This window comes from Paenibacillus sp. B1-35, from assembly GCF_050474385.1.
GTDB lineage: Bacteria > Bacillota > Bacilli > Paenibacillales > Paenibacillaceae > Paenibacillus_B > Paenibacillus_B alvei.
Genome location: NZ_JBCHVJ010000008.1, coordinates 80,651 through 98,901, shown reverse-complemented (window position 1 = coordinate 98,901; position 18,251 = coordinate 80,651). Strand labels below are relative to the sequence as shown.

17 protein-coding genes are annotated in these 18,251 nt (G+C 46.9%); 2 read left to right on the top strand and 15 right to left on the bottom strand.

The features are described from left to right. Positions 1-139: 139 nt before the first annotated feature. The 9 genes from ACQ5BJ_RS23015 to ACQ5BJ_RS22975 all read right to left on the bottom strand — a co-directional run bounded on the left by ACQ5BJ_RS23015 (position 140) and on the right by ACQ5BJ_RS22975 (position 9,317). On the bottom strand, positions 140-316 hold the full coding sequence (locus ACQ5BJ_RS23015) for a DUF3934 family protein (protein ID WP_268620101.1): 177 nt from the start codon (positions 314-316) through the stop codon (positions 140-142). 278 nt (positions 317-594) lie between these two features. Next, positions 595-1,821, bottom strand: a complete 1,227-nt coding sequence (locus ACQ5BJ_RS23010) for a copper amine oxidase N-terminal domain-containing protein (protein ID WP_430112540.1) — start codon at positions 1,819-1,821, stop codon at positions 595-597. 430 nt (positions 1,822-2,251) lie between these two features. After that, entirely contained in the window at positions 2,252-3,100 is an 849-nt protein-coding gene (gene ahlS / locus ACQ5BJ_RS23005) for an AhlS family quorum-quenching N-acyl homoserine lactonase (protein WP_430112538.1), read from the bottom strand. Positions 3,101-3,275: 175 nt separating this feature from the next. Beyond that, positions 3,276-3,803 carry a DUF4241 domain-containing protein gene (locus ACQ5BJ_RS23000; RefSeq protein WP_163976958.1) on the bottom strand — a complete coding sequence of 176 codons (528 nt, stop codon included), beginning with the start codon at positions 3,801-3,803 and terminating at the stop codon, positions 3,276-3,278. 33 nt (positions 3,804-3,836) lie between these two features. Continuing rightward, positions 3,837-4,259 carry a hypothetical protein gene (locus ACQ5BJ_RS22995; protein WP_430112536.1) on the bottom strand — a complete coding sequence of 141 codons (423 nt, stop codon included), beginning with the start codon at positions 4,257-4,259 and terminating at the stop codon, positions 3,837-3,839. 270 nt (positions 4,260-4,529) lie between these two features. Continuing rightward, positions 4,530-5,873, bottom strand: coding sequence for an Nramp family divalent metal transporter (locus ACQ5BJ_RS22990; protein ID WP_005543004.1), 1,344 nt, complete (start codon positions 5,871-5,873; stop codon positions 4,530-4,532). A gap of 217 nt (positions 5,874-6,090) precedes the next feature. After that, positions 6,091-7,305: a NupC/NupG family nucleoside CNT transporter gene (locus ACQ5BJ_RS22985; RefSeq protein WP_005543006.1), complete on the bottom strand. Its 1,215-nt coding sequence runs from the start codon at positions 7,303-7,305 to the stop codon at positions 6,091-6,093. Positions 7,306-7,407: 102 nt separating this feature from the next. After that, entirely contained in the window at positions 7,408-8,364 is a 957-nt protein-coding gene (locus tag ACQ5BJ_RS22980) for a nucleoside hydrolase (RefSeq protein ID WP_289354693.1), read from the bottom strand. Continuing rightward, positions 8,364-9,317 (bottom strand): nucleoside hydrolase, encoded by a 954-nt coding sequence (locus ACQ5BJ_RS22975; protein ID WP_430112533.1) that lies wholly within the window; start codon positions 9,315-9,317, stop codon positions 8,364-8,366. The genes ACQ5BJ_RS22980 and ACQ5BJ_RS22975 overlap by 1 nt, the downstream gene beginning before the upstream one ends. A 320-nt stretch (positions 9,318-9,637) precedes the next feature. Here ACQ5BJ_RS22975 and ACQ5BJ_RS22970 point away from each other — a divergent pair, with 320 nt between their 5' ends. After that, complete coding sequence (locus tag ACQ5BJ_RS22970) at positions 9,638-10,162, top strand: hypothetical protein (RefSeq protein ID WP_197267366.1); 525 nt, start codon at positions 9,638-9,640, stop codon at positions 10,160-10,162. Positions 10,163-10,278: 116 nt separating this feature from the next. Here ACQ5BJ_RS22970 and ACQ5BJ_RS22965 read toward each other — a convergent pair whose 3' ends face one another. The 3 genes from ACQ5BJ_RS22965 to ACQ5BJ_RS22955 all read right to left on the bottom strand — a co-directional run bounded on the left by ACQ5BJ_RS22965 (position 10,279) and on the right by ACQ5BJ_RS22955 (position 14,375). Continuing rightward, positions 10,279-11,406, bottom strand: a complete 1,128-nt coding sequence (locus tag ACQ5BJ_RS22965) for a beta-ketoacyl-ACP synthase III (protein WP_005543013.1) — start codon at positions 11,404-11,406, stop codon at positions 10,279-10,281. Between the two features lie 139 nt (positions 11,407-11,545). Continuing rightward, positions 11,546-12,772 (bottom strand): RtcB family protein, encoded by a 1,227-nt coding sequence (locus ACQ5BJ_RS22960; RefSeq protein WP_430112531.1) that lies wholly within the window; start codon positions 12,770-12,772, stop codon positions 11,546-11,548. A gap of 43 nt (positions 12,773-12,815) precedes the next feature. Continuing rightward, on the bottom strand, positions 12,816-14,375 hold the full coding sequence (locus ACQ5BJ_RS22955; RefSeq protein WP_430112529.1) for a limonene hydroxylase: 1,560 nt from the start codon (positions 14,373-14,375) through the stop codon (positions 12,816-12,818). 204 nt (positions 14,376-14,579) lie between these two features. On the opposite strand from ACQ5BJ_RS22955, the gene ACQ5BJ_RS22950 reads away from it, so the two are divergent. Next, positions 14,580-15,053: a GNAT family N-acetyltransferase gene (locus ACQ5BJ_RS22950; protein ID WP_268620109.1), complete on the top strand. Its 474-nt coding sequence runs from the start codon at positions 14,580-14,582 to the stop codon at positions 15,051-15,053. An 85-nt stretch (positions 15,054-15,138) separates the two neighbouring features. Here the strand turns inward: ACQ5BJ_RS22950 and ACQ5BJ_RS22945 are convergent, their stop codons facing one another. The 3 genes from ACQ5BJ_RS22945 to ACQ5BJ_RS22935 form a co-directional block, all read right to left on the bottom strand. Beyond that, a complete protein-coding gene (locus ACQ5BJ_RS22945) occupies positions 15,139-16,038 on the bottom strand; it encodes an SDR family oxidoreductase (RefSeq protein ID WP_430112527.1) in 900 nt (299 codons plus the stop codon). A gap of 421 nt (positions 16,039-16,459) precedes the next feature. Continuing rightward, positions 16,460-17,194 carry a hypothetical protein gene (locus ACQ5BJ_RS22940; protein ID WP_430112525.1) on the bottom strand — a complete coding sequence of 245 codons (735 nt, stop codon included), beginning with the start codon at positions 17,192-17,194 and terminating at the stop codon, positions 16,460-16,462. A gap of 102 nt (positions 17,195-17,296) precedes the next feature. Beyond that, entirely contained in the window at positions 17,297-18,250 is a 954-nt protein-coding gene (locus ACQ5BJ_RS22935) for an ABC transporter permease (protein WP_005543020.1), read from the bottom strand. Between the last annotated feature and the right edge of the window lies 1 nt (position 18,251).

The window sequence follows — 18,251 nt, the reverse complement described above, 5'->3', positions numbered from 1 at the left end:
CCTCTTCCAGCCAACTCGGATTCCACGAACCGTTATAGGCAAAGGAGGTGTTTTTTCGTTTCTTTATTTTATACTGTGATCCTACTTTGGAAAATGTTACGTATCCTTCTGGCCAACTTATATTTCGGATTTCACGCCTTTATCCTTTATGATTGCTGTTGCTCTTTGCGCCATCCGACTTTGCGTTATTCGCTTTTTTAGTACCTTTGCTTGTATAAGGTTTGCTTTTCGCTCTCTTTGCACTAGCTTGCCATCTATTCCAACCTTTTTTGTCCGTTCCTCTGCCTGTTCCGCCTTTGCCTTTAGCTTTGCTCATATAATCACTCCATGATTGTTTGTATATAGAGTTCCCGATCCTTGGTTGGATTCAATCCGCAACATCCTTAATCTGCGGCTAAGAGCTTACTATATCAAAGCTAAGCACTAGAATCAAAGGCCTACCCTCTCCATAATATCTGGAAAGCGTACAAGATCATAACCTGTTTAGCTAGGAAAGGGGAATTTTGAATGAGCTTGGACAGTAACTCCCTTACTTCAATACAATGAAGTCAAGCTAGGGAAACGAGATGTGAAGTTACGGTAAAAATCCAAATGTTATTTCATTTCCTGCCAACTGTCGTAATCGTGAATGGCAAAGCTGGCATAGCTCATATAGCGCGTCAATTTGTTATGAGCGGCTTGAAGTTCCTTTTCCATTGCTTCATTGCCCATGGAATAGAAGGATGTGTGCGGGCCTTCCGAACTTTCTGCCGTCTCTACAGCCACAACGACTTGCTTCTTCAGTGTAGAGGCTTCTCTCATTATGGCCTGTGCGTTTTCTATAATTCCGCTTTTCCCTAACGCATAATTGCGGTAATCCATGATAACGAGGCGATCGAACTTCTCCAGCAGCCATGCGCTCATACTGTAATCCGTTCCCGGTACCTTGATCGTATTCAGCCAATATGGAACGTCCAGCGTAATGTTGATCCCGCTTCCTTTAGTTTCTTTTTCGATCCATCTCAAGTTATCCATCCAGCTTGTCACTATTGCTCTATTGTTCGTCTTCCATCCGCTCAGCCGATAGGGTTCGATATCAAAATGCAGTCCTGCAAAGCTTGCTTCCGCGCCAACAGAGGAATTGTAGGTTGTAACCCATGTAATAAACTTTGCAATTTCATTCCGCTTCTCTTTATACGCCCATTCAGGCCGTCCGCCTAATGCCTCGACTTGAATGCCATGAGCCTTAGCGCTGCGTATAAAGCTTTCATATTTCGCCGGAGCCATATCGGTATCGATTTGCAAGTAAAGCGCCGTCACATTGTGTTCTTTGGCAAAGCTGAAGACCTGATCGGCTTCCTTTACAATCATTTGGCTATCCCATATCCAGGTTCCCTTCGGAACATTGCTGACAGCAGTCATGATGCTGACCTGACTCTGCTTCGGCTGCCATTCCACTTGAGCACGAAAGGCCTCGCTAATGAAGCGCAGGGGAACCATCGTTCGCCCATTTTTAACTAGAGCGCCTCCACCGAATGTTACATTCTTCCCGTTTACTATGGCATGATTATCCCCAATCCCCAATGCAATCGTATCCTTCTTATAGGAAAATACGATCTGGTTCAACGCTCTGTTCCACTTTACAGTTGCGCCAAGCTTTTCGGACACAAATTTGGCAGGAACCATCGTAAGGTTGGTAGCAGCGTCCACATATGGCAGCTCGTCCGGGAAGGTCACTCCCCTCCCATCCACCTCGACTTGTACCTGGGAAGCATAGACGTTAGGAATATAGCAGCCAACACTTATACATATAGCTAACATGCACCAAAGCAATCTTTTCATATCGCGCTACCTCGGATTTCCCTTTTTTGTTCATACATACAAAGAGATTATAAAGTGTGAGATATTTGGTAACAAGACCCATTTCTATGGGAGACACATCACCTTAAGTCCTAGGATTGAAGTTGAATTTGTGCTTGGGATACAATGAGGGCAGCATCCATTACCTTGCTAGGGGTCCGTTGAGCAAATCAGACTAGCAGGTGCGCGAATTCTCCGCGAGCCCAGCGATGCCTTCTAAGGCGGAAGAACGAATTACTCTGCTGACCCGGAGAACAACTATTGGGAGGTTGGTTGGAACCCCGATTCCGTGTTTGACGAACGAGGAGCAAGGCTGTCATTTCACAAGAAGCAAGGAGTTCATCATTGGATGAACTCCTTGTTCCTATACCGGAGAGGATCGTGTCCGTTGTCATCAGAATGGAGTACCGTCTTATTCGTAATATCCTTCTGTTGACTTGCGAAACCCCTTAAACTGATTGGCATCATGCCCAAACCATACCTGGGACTTCGTTCGCTCCGCAAGCGCACGGATTCGCTCGACCGTATTCCGGTAGCCAAGCGAGTCATACAGATTGCCTGGCGGTCTCACCGGCGGACCGAAGCTATCAGCCGTATAAATGGTATCAGAAGCGAGAATAATTCCGCCCGTTTCTGGCATAACGACATGCAATCCCAGCATGCCCCAAGCATGCCCGCTTCCGAAGTTCAGCAGCGTAATGCCTTCAGCCAGCTCCAATTGATCCTCTGTCCGCTTTATCGTTTTCCACTGCAAGTTATTTTTGATCCAGGCATCAATGTCTGCCCAAATGTAGCCTCCTTCTTTTTCGTTGCGGGCATAAGATTGCAAAGCGCCGTTCAGTTCGTCCTCGTGAACGATAATGGTTGCGTTCGTGAACAGTTCCAGACATCCCGCATGATCCAAGTGCAAATGAGAGGCCACGACATACTTGATATCCTTCGGAGATACGTTCAACTGCTCCAGTCGATTATGCAGATAGCATTCCTCACCCGCTGCCCATGGAAAAAGAAGCTGTACCGTTTCGGACCATCGTCCCTCCTTGCCCATTCCGTTCGGGTTACAGGCCGTATCGAACAAAATCTTGCCTTCTGGATGATCAATCAACACCGTATAGACGGGAAATTCCACAAATTCGGTCGCTGCATTCGGATTCAGAACCGTTGCCGGATTATGCATGGCAATCAGCCAGTTCTTATCCATGCACATGCGGCCATTGTCCATCACATACAGCTTCGGACGTGCCTTCATCACATTCGTCATCTTCATTTCCTCCCATTGAACAGCATGGTTACTAGATGAAGATATGACAAAAGAGCAAGCATAATGACGCTCCACATCCTCGGAATGTCATTGCACTTGCTCTTTGTTAGCTGCCTTTACACTTTTTCAGCAGACATTTACGGAATCCTTTTAAGCAGTTGCTCTCGTTCCGTTTTTATAACTCTGTGTCCTTAATGAAAATAATCTTAACTCCCATGATCTGATTTTGCCCGTTGACGGCATAGTACGCTGCATAGGCTCCATCTCCAAATCCGGTACGAGAAACGACGCCGCCATCCAGCACACCAGCATCTTCATTGCTTTCTGTAATGTCGCAGCAGGCGAAATACCAGTCACTGTCCGCATTGTCGGACTCATTACCTTCTGCATCGGCATCCGGAATTCGATACTTGCTCACATCAAAGATTCCAGCCTGTCCGCTATCCACGCCTACAATGAAATTCCCTTTCACCCATTCTATGGCTTCCAACTTATCGGCAACCGAGCTATGGCAGGCAATAAGCTTGGCGCAGGCTTCTCCCCAATCTTGAACCTCCGTCTTGCTTACATAGGCGTCCCATGTCCCATTCAACGCATTGTCCAGCACGCCCATAATGATTGTATTTTCATTCAAGTCGTAGCATGGATCGGATACAACCAGTTTCCCAGTGGTAACTTCAAATTGACCTAATGAAATGAATATAGCAAACACTCCCTTCGTTGTTACTTTCCATACTTATTTCTTCTTTTTCCGCAATCTTGGTCTCCACTTATGACCACATCTCATACATGAATTAATCAGCTCGCTATTTCCTGAAAACCCTAATATTAAACCAAATAGCATAAAAAACATTGTAATTGTAGGGCCGCCAATCGCTTGACCAAGCAATGTACCTAGCAACGTAAAAAAAACACCGCCTAAAAAGGCAAGCCCCGCACTAAATCCTCTTTGCCCGCCTACAATTTGTACTGAACCACATTTTTCACAACTGACTGCATCATGATGCTCATTTATCAGGTTATTCGTGTTGCTGCTAGAACCTGTTATCTTGCCTGTATGATTACCCGTTCTCATCTGGCTGCTGGAAGTCCTTGTTTGTGTCGTCGCGACAGGCTTTCTCGCTCTATTGCTTGTTATCGTTCTAGTAGTTGGCTGCACGCTATTAACTCCTCTCGAACCTATAACGTTGTAGGAATAAAGTCGTATACATACTTAAAAGAAATCTAAATCTGTACACTGCTCCTATACTCCTATGTCGTGGATATTTTTAACTTTAAACAAAAGACCGTATTCTTTCCATCAAATATTTTCCATGATAGACATTTAAAGATTATATCCAAGGAGAAAATGCAGCGAACCCGAGTGAGGCACCTTTTAACGTGTCCACCACTCGGGTTCAGAGGCTTGCAGCTATCCTTTTCTGAAATACTATTGGAACGTCGTAATAATGAGCCAGATATTCAGAACAGTTAAGACAATGGAAGTAATCCAGGCTAGAATCACAACCCATAATTTGTTTTTAAATTCACCCATTAATTTCTCATCACTCGTAAATATCGTTAAAGGAATGATGGAAAATGGCAACGCAACACTTAAAAACACTTGTGAATATATCAATAATTTCTCGACAACAGATTCCGTACTCCCGAACACCAGGATGCATACAATGACCGGAATAATAGCCACTCCGCGAGTAATCATCCGTCTAGCCCACATCGGCATTTTCATGCGGATAAAGCCTTCCATGATGATTTGCCCGGATAGCGTTCCAGTTATCGTTGAATTTTGGCCCGATGCAAGCAAGGCAACTGCAAATAATACACTCAATACCGGACTGGCAATCGCACCTACAATCGAGCTGTCATTCAGTGCGCGGTATAATTGCCCAAGTGTCTCCAAAGAACCACTGTAGCCAAAGAACAAGGAAGCACCCAAAATAAGCAGTAAGCAATTTACCACAAACGCAACGGTTAACTGAATATTGGAATCGATAGTCGCAAATTTGATCGCTTCTTTAAGCGATTTGCGATTTCCACGATCATATTGGCGCGCCTGCACAATCGATGAATGCAAATATAAGTTGTGCGGCATTACCGTAGCGCCGACAATTCCTAGAGCGATGAACAAAGCTCCTTCATTAAATACAATCTCCGACCTTGGAATAAACCCGCCAAGCATGTGAGCCACATTAGGTTGCGCAATAATCACTTCATATAGGAAAACAACAAGAATCGTTGCAATCAACGTAACGACGATGGCTTCAATTTTCCGAAATCCAAACCGCGCCAAAATCAATAGTAAAAATACATCAAGTACGGTAATGAATACTCCGACGAGTAGAGGAATATTAAACAATAAATTAAGCGCAACCGCACTGCCGATAACCTCAGCTATATCTGTAGCCATTATGGCAAATTCGGTAATAATCCATAGGGCAAAGCCCCATTTTTTCCCCGTTTTCAATCGGGTCACTTGCGCCAGATCCATTCCGGTCACAATCCCTAGTTTCGCAGACATGCTCTGCAGCAGCATCGCAATTAGACTAGAAATAAGAATAACCGACAATAGCAAATAACCAAACTGCGATCCGCCTGCAATGGAGGTAACCCAGTTGCCAGGATCCATGTATCCAACTGCAACAAGCGCCCCTGGCCCTGAATATGCCCACAGCTTTCGCCAGAAACCCGCGTTGCTCGGTATAGGTACTGTGTTATTAATCTCCTCTAAACTTGAACCATTTTGAGTTTTGTGCAAGAATTTTCCTGATCCCATAATCAACCCACCTTTTTTCCATGCACAACAAAGTTTCACTACATCAACTTTCAATTATTTTATACCTTTTTCTGAAAAGATCAAGTGCTAGACAGGCTTTCCCCTACTTTTAAAAGGAAAGAGGCGACCTCCCCCCTTTCGCTCTTGGGAAACGACCGCCTCTTTATTATTCTTATTACCTTGAATATCATTACCTATTTTTCTAACCTATTCTCAATTATACGAGCATCCCCGCAATCGCGGCACTCATCAGATTCGCCAGTGTTGCAGCAATAATCGCGCGGAAGCCCAGCTCAGCGAGATCCTGTCTGCGGGAAGGGGCAATGCCGCCCAGTCCCCCTATGAGCAGCGCAATAGCTGCCAGATTGGCAAAGCCGCACAGTGCAAAGCTGATGATGACTACGCTCTTCGGAGACAGATTTACAATTTCAGGCGCGAACGAAGTGTACGCGACGAATTCGTTCAAAACGAACTTTTGCCCGATGAAGGAACCCGCTTGCAGCGCCTCGCTCCATGGAACGCCGATCAAGAAGGCAACCGGTGCGAACAGGTAGCCAAGAATTTGCTCCAGCGTCAGCGCTTCAATCCCGAACACACCGCCAACCCAGCCGATGATCATGTTCACTAAGAAAATAAGCGAGATGAACGCCAGCAGCATGGCTCCTACGCCGGCAGCGATCTTAAGACCGTCCGCCGCACCGCGAGCCGCTGCGTCGATAACGTTACGGGACTCTGTATCCTTCACGATCTGAACCCGTTCCACTCGAAGATGATGATCGGTTTCCGGCATCATGATTTTGGCCATCAGCAAGCCGCCCGGTGCGCCCATGAATGCTGCTGCAAGCAAGTACTCGATCGGCACGCCAAGCATCGCATATCCGCCCAGTACGGAGCCGGAGACGCACGCCAGTCCGCCGACCATAATTGCGAACAGCTCTGACTTGGTCATTTTCTCGATATAAGGCTTAACAACAAGCGGCGCTTCGGTTGGACCGAGGAAAATATTCGCTGCCGCCGACATCGATTCTGTTTCGCTCGTTTTGAGCACCTTTGCCAGAAATCCGCCGATAATTTTCGTTGCCCACTGCATAATGCCGAGGTAATACAGAACCGCGATTAACGAACAGAAGAAAATAATGATCGGCAGCACTTGCAGCGCGAACGTAAAGCCAGCTTTCTCTGCACCCAGTATCCCGCCGAACAAGAATTGAATCCCTGCATTCGTAGAATCAATGATGCTCTGAACAACTTTGGACAAGTAGTTCAGCATCGTCTTGCCGAATTCCCACTTCAGAACGATTAAGGCAAAAATGAATTGAATCGCAAATGCGCCAATGACCGTTCTTGGATTAATCGACTTGCGATTTTTAGATAACGCCAGTGCTATAACGAAAATACCTAAAATTCCTAGAAGCCCCCAAATGTATTGCATATACAGATCCTTTCTTCATCGAGTCTGTGACCAAGATTGTCATAGCGAAAGGGTCAGATAGACCACTTCAATTTCATTGGCCGTGAATTAGATTATATTATGTTAGTTAATGGATTTTAATACATCTACTAGCATTCCCTTAAATGCATCACGATTGATCGCTTCACAGACGCGAACATTGCGCGTGCGTTCCAAGCGATTGTTGATATCGACCAAGCTATAGCCTCTTGTCAGCTCGCCAACGGTTTCTACATCAACATGATACAGATGAGACTTCGTCATAATCGACTCATCCGCTGCAACTGCTGCCAGCAGGGTGTCTGGATGCGTGGTGCCATTTAGACGGTGAACCCTTTTGTTGAAGCGCATTACAACCTTGTTGACATCCTTGAAGAACTCTGCGCCCTTCGATCCAAGCTGCTCAATTTCCGCATGGTCGCTGTCGTCCATGATGGAATATTGCGTGCACATTTCCCAGCCAACCATCGTAATTGGAATGCCAGAGTGAAGCACAATCTTAGCGGCTTCCGGGTCAACGTAGAAGTTGTACTCTGCCGTCGGTGTTATGTTGCCGAGTGCATTGTTCGTGCCGCCCATAATGTACAAATGCGGAATTAACGGTACAATCGTCGGATCCTTTTTGATGGCCATCGCAATATTCGTCAGCGGTGCAATCGCCAGCAGATGAATTTCTCCTGGATTTTGGTGTACCGTTTCGATTAGGAAATCAACCGCATGTCCGGTTTCGGGAGATTGGATCGCCTTTTCGAAAAAGGAATCGCCCATTCCATCCTTGCCGTGCACATCCTCTACAGTACGATGCTCCTTGTGGCCAAGTCCCATAATCGGACCTTCATACCCTTTGTATACCGGAACCTTGCCGCTATGTCCTGCGACCTGAATCGTATAGAGTGCGTTTTCCACCTGCTGATCGAACTGAACATTACCGCCTGTAATCATAACGCCTTCCACTTGAAAATAATGAAGGGCTGTCAATATGGCGATTGTATCGTCTCCGGCTGTATCGGTATCAATAATGACGCGCTTTTTCTCTGACATTATGATTCCCTCTTCTCTGTTGCCTTTTTCGCCAGGTCTGTCATGTAATCGAAGAATGCATCGCGGTCTACGTCGTATACGACCTGTACCGGACGACCGTCAGCCGTTTCTACCGTACGTCCTTGGCTGGCGCCTTCGGTAATGACTTTGCTGTTCACCGTTTGCACCTTCACAAGCTCGCTCTTGCCAACGAATGCAGTCGTTAATACATCCCACAGATAGTACGTCGAGTTCGTGGAAAAATGAACGAGCGGCGGCACCATAGCGTAGCATTGGCCGAGGAAATCAACCCCGATATGCTTGCGCTCAGCAGCCCAGCGTTCACGAACGTCCAGCGTAAGCGGCACTTGGTTCGTGCTTTCGAGTGCAACCAAGTCAATCTCGATTCCGCTCTCCCATACGCGAGCAGCAGCATCCGGATCCCAGAATACGTTCCATTCTGCCGTTCCGTCATGCTCAGGCTCATGCACGTTGCCCGCTTCGCGGAATGTACCGCCCATCCATACGAGGCGTTCTACTTTTTCTTCAATTGTTGGATCCATATCTAAAGCGCGAGCAAGGTCAGTAAGCGGACCTGTGAACAACAGGGTCGTCTTGCCTTCCGTTGCACGCAGCGTATCTATAATATGTTCATGTGCCGGCTTGTCCGCAACTGGAGTTACGACCTTGCCAGATTCATTCAAGAGCGGCAGTGCATCCACATAGAATGCATGCATGCGCCAGTCATTCGGGAAAGGATTTTTCCCGCGCGAATTGGATGCAGCTACATCCAGCCCGCCTGTACCGAAGCGATCAATGATTTTGCGGCTTGCGAACATAGCCGGTTCTAAATAACAATCCGCTGGAATGACCGATACACCTGTCAACTCAACGTTGTCCATTTGCAATAACAAAAACAAAGAAATCAAATCATCAACGCCGCCATCGTGGTTAAAATAAATCTTTTTCTTCATCTTGTCTCCATTCCATACATCAACACTTCTTATGAAGGAAATGTATTCTGTGTTGTGTTTATACAAAGTGCTGTAAAACCGAACAAATAAATACATTTTAAACTCATCATTCGGATTCCGTTATCGATCATACTAAATTTTCGCTAAAAAATATATAGTTTGAATAAAAATTATTTGATTTGAAATGAATTATGAGAGAGAAATACATATTAGAAATGGTTAATCGTGTGGTCTTGCCAAAGTTTCTTCCTTATTATGCCGAATAAGTAGTATATACTTATTTTATATTCATTTCTCTTTGTTAGAAAGGAGAACCTATCGTGCAGCAGCGCACAACCCCAAGAACAAGGGTGCATTCAACGAACAACTCAGCTGTATCCCCTCGCAATCGTCGGGAACAGCCCAAGCCAAATCGCCCTGCTCCTGCTTCAAATCAACGGACAGCAGGTAGTCAAGTGAAAAATACACGACCGAAGGAGACATCGGCTAGCAAGCCTGTCGCTAGTCAATCGCCTCCTGCTCCGAAGACTGCCGTAAATAGACAGGGACAAGCTGTCGCTTCCCTTCTATTTGGCTCACTTGGTATTCTGACTTTTCTATACATATTGAGTAATTTGAGCACAGCACTCAAGTTTAATACGTTGTTCTCTTCCGAGCAGAAGCAGGTTATGATAACTTCTTTTATTTTGAACCTAATCGGATTTATATTAGGAATCAGCGGCAAACGATCTTCGCGAGGCAGCGGCATAGCAGTCGTGGGCATGACGCTCTCTTCCATCCCCCTAGGGATCTGCCTGGTGATCTTGATTGTATGGGTGATGATGAAGCTTTCCATACAGATTTGAGTGTCTGGTCTACAAATGTAAAAAGGCAGAGAGATTTATGACTACCTCTCTGCCTGCGTTTTATACGTTATTTTCAAATGATATGAGACCATTTGCATGCCTTCCTGTGCGATGCCTCAAGAACCTACAACTGTTAACAGCATAATCGAAGTTTGGAATCGACCGCTTTCGGGAACGATGCACAGCACCTGCTGCCCTTCGGCGAGATGCCCTTCATACATGAGTTCCTCCAGCATAATGAAGATCGAAGCCGAGGCAGTATTTCCCTTTGTGTATAAGTTCGTGAACCACTTTTCCTCTGGAATGATGACCCCGCCCTGCTCCAACAACCGGAATATCTCATCTCTGAAAAAATGCGATGAGTAGTGGCAAACCATCCAATCGATGGTCTCCGGTTCAATCCGGCCTTCCTGCACCAGCTCCAAAAATCGACGAACGCCCACCTTCGTGATTTCGTTAACCAGTCTGACATCCTGCTTTAGATTCAGCGCACCTTGATCCGCCGCTTCATGAATAGATGCATAATCCAGCCACGAAGAAATTCCACTCTCCTTGTCCATGCCCGAATACATGCACACGTCATACTCATTTGCATATGACTTGTTATCGACCCATTCAATGCGCAGCGATAACCCCTTTGCGGAGGGTTTGTCCTGCATTATCGCCGCGCCTGCACCATCCGACAGCATAAACCGCAAAAAGTCCGTATCGAACGGCACACGTCCATTGCTATGTACAGACTGCGCCTCAAACTTCGTATGCTTAAACTCACGGCTCAGGAACTCACTAGCACAAGCAATTGCCGCCTCATGCTCCCCCGATTTAATTTGCAAATAGGCGTACTTAAACGCCTGCATTCCGCTTGCACATAAGCCGTTGTGCGAGGATATCTCCATTACTGGCAAGCCCGCCTCAGCATGCACCATGCTCGCAAAGCCAGGAAGAAGCAAATCGGCTCTCGTCGACCCTGTCGCCAGGAAGCCAATATCCTTCTCTTCTATATTTCCATTACGTTCTAATGCATTTCGTATAGCTAGCGCAGCCATTTCTGCGTTCGTATATAAGCTCTTTTGCTCTTTATTCATTGCATAGTAGCGATATTTTATCTGATTCTTTTCAAGGATGATCCGCTTGGTCTTTGAAGTCTTCCCACTAATTTTACCAAGATAATCTTCAATTTCATCATTACTAACCGGAGAGCCAGGAAGAAACTTACCTATACTCGTAATATAGACGTGATTCATAAAGCACCTCCACAAAATATGACATATTTCTTCATTATCATAGAATTTAATTAAATTGTAAAGTATTGGATATAAAAAGAACGCCCAGATACCTATATCCGAGCGCTCTTTTTCCTTTTCTATGTTGATGTCTATTCTATCAATCCTTATACGGATCGAACTCGTCCGCTCCGGCCATACATACTCCGATCGGCTTTAATGTGTGCATCACCTCGATCGTTTCTGCATGTGCATCCAATACCTCCTGCAGCTTCCGATACACAAACGGACTCTCGTCCGTACCCGCTCCGCGCAGCTCAACGCCGAATGTGCGCACGGCCTCCATCATTTGCTCTGTCGTAATCTTGCCGCCGCTTCGAGTACGGGTTTTCCAATTCATTTTGCCTGCCGCTTGCGTTCGGCTCATGATCCGTCCCGCCCCATGAACGGTGCTGTAATAGGCTTCCCGATTCTCTGCACTATCCTTGCCTTTTACAATTACCGATATGTCGCCCATACTGCCGCCGATAAATCCGACCTGCCCCGGTGCGGAAGGAGTCGCCCCTTTGCGGACAACTACGACTTCCTTGCCGTTATGCGTTTCTTTCCAAGCGTAGTTATGGTGATTGTGCATCTCAAGATCAGCGTCAGTACCCAGAATCGCCAGCACTTGCTCAATGACGTAATCACGTCCCGCATAGGCATACCGCCCGGCCAGCTTCATGGCACGATAATACATATCTCCAACCTCGCTGCTCAGATCAAGAAGGATGGGCGGCTGATCCATCTTCTCTCCTGGAGCACTGGCTAGGAACTCCCGCCCGACAGCCAGATTCATGAATCCGCTCGCCGTCTTATGCCCAAATCCCCTGCTCCCAAAATGATTCGCGACCCACAGACGTCCTGTCCCTACCTCCTCGAACAAGTCTACAAAATGGTTGCCGCTTCCGACAGTACCTAGCTGATTGCGAGCCAGTGCTTTCAGCTTGTCATGCTCCTGCTTGCCAATCGCTTGATAGACGCTCCAATCCGGATCATCAAAGAGATCGTGATCCACTTTCTCATTATTGACTCTCCCCATCCCGAAGGAGATTTTGCGAGCAATTTCGTCCATGATTTTCGATAATCTGGGCTTGATATCATCTGCTGACAAAAGAGTACGAACTGCTTTATTCCCGCAGGCAATGTCATACCCGACGCCGGAAGGCGAGATTTGCCCGTCATAGACCACAACCCCGCCAATCGGCTGACTGTACCCCTTATGATGATCCGCCATCAACAGAGCCTGAACTACATTGCCAGTCTTAGCGCACATTTTCGCTTGCGCGACAGCACTCTCCTCCGGGCTGCCCCAGACTCGTACGCCGTCTATTTGTTGATAAGCCATGTCCTTCTTCAACTCCAGTAACGTATAATTTCTATTCGAATATTCAAATGCCTTTTGCTTCTCGCAGCGCCAGAATTCGTTCTTTTACCGCTTCTTCAGTCTCTATTTCCGACAAATGAATGACCGCCCCAATGAGCTGCTCGCTCCACAAAGCAGCGTCCCAGCCCTCCAATGCCCGCAGCGCCATATTCCGATTGCAAACGACAGGGCTGTTCAAGCCGACAATAATGAGTCTTTCTCCGATTCCATTAAATCGATCTAAACTTTGCAAAATGCTATCCAGACATTGATGTGCAATATACGCTTTCCCAAGCCCCATCTCATCACCAGGGCCCGTCGCGATATGCTGCAGCGGCAGGTGCTCCTCCGCAAACTGAACTAGCTTCTGAATTCTGCCCGAGTTCTCTGATTTCATGAGCTGCAGGTAATGGGAATTCTGAAGCGGATCCTCCGCAAGCTGCTGATAAAGAATTTCCCATATATCTATCCCAATCTTCTCTGCACTTGCAATGCCATAATAGTGATTCGCTGTATCACCGGATTCAATCACATCCATTACGATACGATTCCATCTCGGCTGAGCGATAACCGCTTGAACTGCTACCAACGTATTGATCCGAAGCTGCTCCGTCCACCCTGCGGCCATCCGCTCACTCCATCTTTCCTCATCCTGGGTCAAAAAATCTTGCAGCTTGAACATGACTGACAGGTGCTTGACCGTGAAACACATCTCGTGTGCCGCTCTTACGTAATTGGCCAGCACTTGCGGCGCATGCTCATAATCATCAATATCTTCTGCCGGGCCTCCATTTAACAAGGCCTCGATTATATCGGTCGCTCCATCAAACAGTTCTCGATCTACCTGCCCAGCAGAAAGCGCCTCCTGCAAGCCTCCATTTCTCGCACAGATGCAAGCCAAATATTCATTCATAACATGGTTCTGACAACCATGCCGCAGCAGCCAATCTCGAATTTCCTGAGTCGATGGCTCCAATCTCTCCACAAGATGGATCTTCCCCCAACCATGAACCTGCTTGGCTAATGCAAACAGCACCTCATTGCTGTTTTCCATCCCATTCTGAATCGCAACTGCCGTGTACAGTGTGAACTCATCATGTTTGCCAAGGGTTAGAAGCAGTTCCTTAACATGTTCATTATGGAACAGGCCAAGCAGCGCGATACCGAACTTGACGACATTGCGATGTGCCCCATGCTCCGCAAACCATACCGCTTCCTGAAATACAGGTTCCGGTCGTATGCCGGGATAAATGCGTACCTGCTCCAATATATTATCAATCATGCTGCTTATTTCAGCCGTAACGAGCTTCATGTACAACGCCTTCCGCGTGGCATGCTTCGGCTTCCTCGATTGCTGCCCCAAGAGCTGGACGATCTCATCCACCTCTCCCTTTCGATCACTGCCCGCGCCATGGTGACTGCATACTCCGTCTAGGCCGCCTGCTACCCACCGGATCTTACTGTCGGCCCAGAATTCTTCATCATCCGGCAAAGAGCCGTCTATTAATTCTCCTTGATCTCGTATGTATGCATAAATGGAAGTTCTCCCCTTCCAAGGCGCCGCTTGGTCAAAAGAAATAATCATCGTGCTTCTCCCCTTCCACGATACTTTCTTCTGCCTCTATCCTCGCTTATTTTCAATACAATGAACATGGTAAAAGTATTACGAAACATCTATACTCCTGTTTTTTATACGATCCAAACCTGCGACCAACGCAATGTTTACAAAGTTCTCTTTCTCAATTCGTGGTAAAATTTATCTATTATCGCGTAAGTGAGGTGACTAGGCATGAACATTCGTGCTGTGAGAGCGTCCGATTATACCAGCGTGATTTCTGTTCTTAACGATTGGTGGGGCGGCAGAAATATGTCTGATATGCTGCCGAAATTGTTTTTTGTCCATTTTCAACAAACGAGCTTTATTGCAGAACAAGACGGGGAAATGATCGCCTTCTTAATTGGGTTCGTGTCGCAAACCAATCCGAACGAGGCGTATATCCATTTTATCGGTGTTCACCCGAATTATCGAAAGTCCGGGATCGCGAAAAGGCTGTACAAAACGTTCTTCGAAACCGTACGGCAATACGATTGCGACACCGTCCGCTGTGTGACTTCGCCGGTTAATGCGACTTCGATCGCTTTCCATAGCCGAATGGGCTTCCGGATCGAAGAAGGCGACAGCGAGGTAAATGGGATTCCCGTACATACGAACTACGACGGAAGAGGCGGAAGCAGAGTGCTATTTGTTACCTCTATCAAGTAGAAGACTTCGGATAAAAGAAGCAGCCGTTTCCCGGCAAAATAGCGAGAAACGGTCGCCTACTTTTGGCATCTTGTACGCTTACTTCTTACTCCTCCGAAGTCCCATACCTCGGCGGTGCCGGAATCCCCTGTTCAGCCGCTCTGCTCACCGATTCCCACGCCTCCCAAGTCGCAATGCGCTCCTTATAAGTGTTTCTGGCTATATCAAAAATTGCGCTGCCCAAAATAAGCCGCAAAGGCGGGTTCTCGCTATCCACCAGCTTCATAAGCGCTTCGGCGGCCAATGCAGGATCGCTATCTATCGAACCTTCCGCATACTGCTTGACCAGTTCCTCGCGCAAGGAATCGTAGGCCTCTAATGGCTGGCTATAGCGCATAGTTGCATACAAATCCGTCCAGTACCCGCCCGGCTCTACGAGTGTCAGCTTCACTCCAAAATGGGCTGCTTCTTGTGCTAACGCTTCGCTTAACCCTTCTAACGCGAATTTGCTTGCACTATACATGCCTGTCATCGGCCCTGAGATTACTCCTCCTATGCTGGAGATTTGAATCAAATGTCCTGCCCGCTGCTCACGCAAGTAAGGGAATACCGCCTGAGAAACCCATAGAGCCCCGAAAAAATTCGTTTCCATGAGATCTCTTGCGTCGTCCTCGCTCAGTTCCTCGACCATGCCTAACGTCATTGTGCCTGCGTTATTCACGACAATATCAAGACGCCCGAAATGCTCAATCGCCGCCTTTACGGTTGCAAATACAGATTCCCGCTCCCGGATATCAAGCCGTAAAAATAACAGCGTATCTTGGTATTGTTCTTTCAGTGTTTCTAACTTCCCGACGGTTCTGGCGACGGCTACAACCTGATCCCCTGCCTCTAGCGCGGCATTGGCAAATGCATATCCAAGCCCCTTGCTGGCGCCCGTAATCAACCACACGCGTCTCTTCTTCATATTTCGTTCTCCAGACTTAAACAGCTCTTGCGTTGTCATAGGAAACCCTCCTATCCAAAATAAAAAAACACAGACAAATGCTCTGCCTGTGCCAACCATAATCGGATAGGAATATCCCTGTATGAGTCCATGTTCGAACAGAACAGCGCCAAAGAAGCCCTCGATCAAATAACGTAGGCAGATCCTTACGACACTTTCCAAGACATGAACTAGACGGCATATGGACAGACTTATCCCGATTACTCTGCTGACAGGCAGAGAAACAAAGAACCAATGAATGCAAATGGCATAGTTGGCTTATCGGGAACAATCTATCACACATAACCCTCCGTTCCTGTTAGATACCAATACTGTAACAATGCCGCCCAGTAATTTCAACCAAAATTTAATGACATCAAAATTGCCTTTATCTTGATCATAGTCTTCATGTTCGTTTGCTAGGGCAGCTATCGTTGAAGTTTTATTTACCAGCAAATGCTGAATGTTTACTAGCTTTCCACGCTTTATAACGCTTTGAAATCGTCGGCTCAATCATCAGATAGTTGTTGATCGTATCTTCCACATGATAGATCGTCGGCAAGCCGTCCGCCAAAATATTTGTAAAATCCACTGCTGTATAGATATCGTTTTGAATGTTGAGGTATTCGCGGGCAAATGCGTCCGCTTCATCTGACAACTCTTTCGAACTCAATACGCCGCCCCAGTTTTGACGGTAGAATTCAGCGCCTGTCATTTCATCTCGTTTGACAAGCTCAATATCCCGAGCATCCTCTTTGCGACTGTGCCTGCCCGCCAGATCATTCTTGATCAGCCACGCAACGAACATGCCCGTCGGGACGTAGGCTTGAGCGGTACTTAGTTTCTGCGGAAACTCGCCTTCATCAAGCCATTTGGCTTTATCGAATATGTAGATTTCTTTCTCTGGAATTTGAAACAGGACATCTCTAGGGGCGGCTTCCATGTAACCTTTATTAGTCAGTTCATCGGCCAACTCCTTCATCCGATCGATAGCTTCCTGCTTCGTAGGATACGGCTCGTATGTTGGATCCGCCGTCTTCTTATCGGGATATAACCGCCCTTTAATGACATTCAGAATACATACCTCCGCAGCCTCCGTAATCATCAAATGCCGATAATCGGTAAACGTTTTGCGCTGATTGGTTAATACGATCTCTAGTGTAAGAGATCCAAACAACAGCGCAAATGAAAAAACCGGCTCCTTTTGTTAAAAAGGAGTCGGTTTCGTCCAGCTCAAACGCAACTGATTTCATTCATATTGAAGTAAGGTCACTAAGTCTTACCTTTTCCCAGGATCGTATGTTTCCCCAAGTGCGCTTGGCCCGCTTGTACGTCCAACTGCAAAAAGCAGCACCAGCAGGGTTAACAGATATGGAAGCATGTAAAAGACTTCGGTCGGGATACTTTTAGCCCAATCATAAATAACAACCTGATCCTTGAGCGCTTGCGCAAATCCGAAGAAAATCGCCGCGCCAAACGCACCTACCGGGTTCCATTTCCCGAAGATTACCGCAGCAAGGGCAATAAAGCCTTGACCGGAAATCGTGTTTTGCGCGAAGCTGCTGTTCGCTGTTAAAGCCACCGTAGCGCCACCTAAGGAAGCGATCGATCCCCCAACCAGAATGGACAGCGTACGAAGGCGATTAACCTTCACGCCTGCCGTATCAGCAGCCCCTGGGTGTTCTCCAACCGCACGCATCCGCAAACCAAGCGGCGTCTTATACATGACGAACCATACTACAAATACGCAAATATAAGCGATATAGGTCGTAGGATATGCCGTAAAGAATGCATTTCCGAGGAATGGAATGTCACTCAAAAATGGAATCGACCATTTAAAAAACACGTGATCGATAATCGGCGTCTCCGCAGATCCTTCGAACAAGAGCTTTACCATGAAGAATGTGGAGCTTGCCGCCAGCAAGTTGACGACAATACCGCTGATTACTTGATTTGCTTTAAATTTTATCGAAGCGATTGCATGAATGCCAGAGAAAATCAAAGTGAAAATCATTGCACCGAGGAGGCCTAACCAAGGCGATGCACCGCCAAGCCCCGCATTCTCCGCATAATGCGTCGTAATCGCAGCAGCAAAGGCTCCCGATACCATAAACCCTTCTAGTCCCAGGTTAATGACACCGGTTCGTTCGACGATCACCCCGCCGAGTGCGGCAAAGATCAATGCCGTGGCAAACACGAATGTTCCATTCAATAAATTCGCTAGAATATCCATG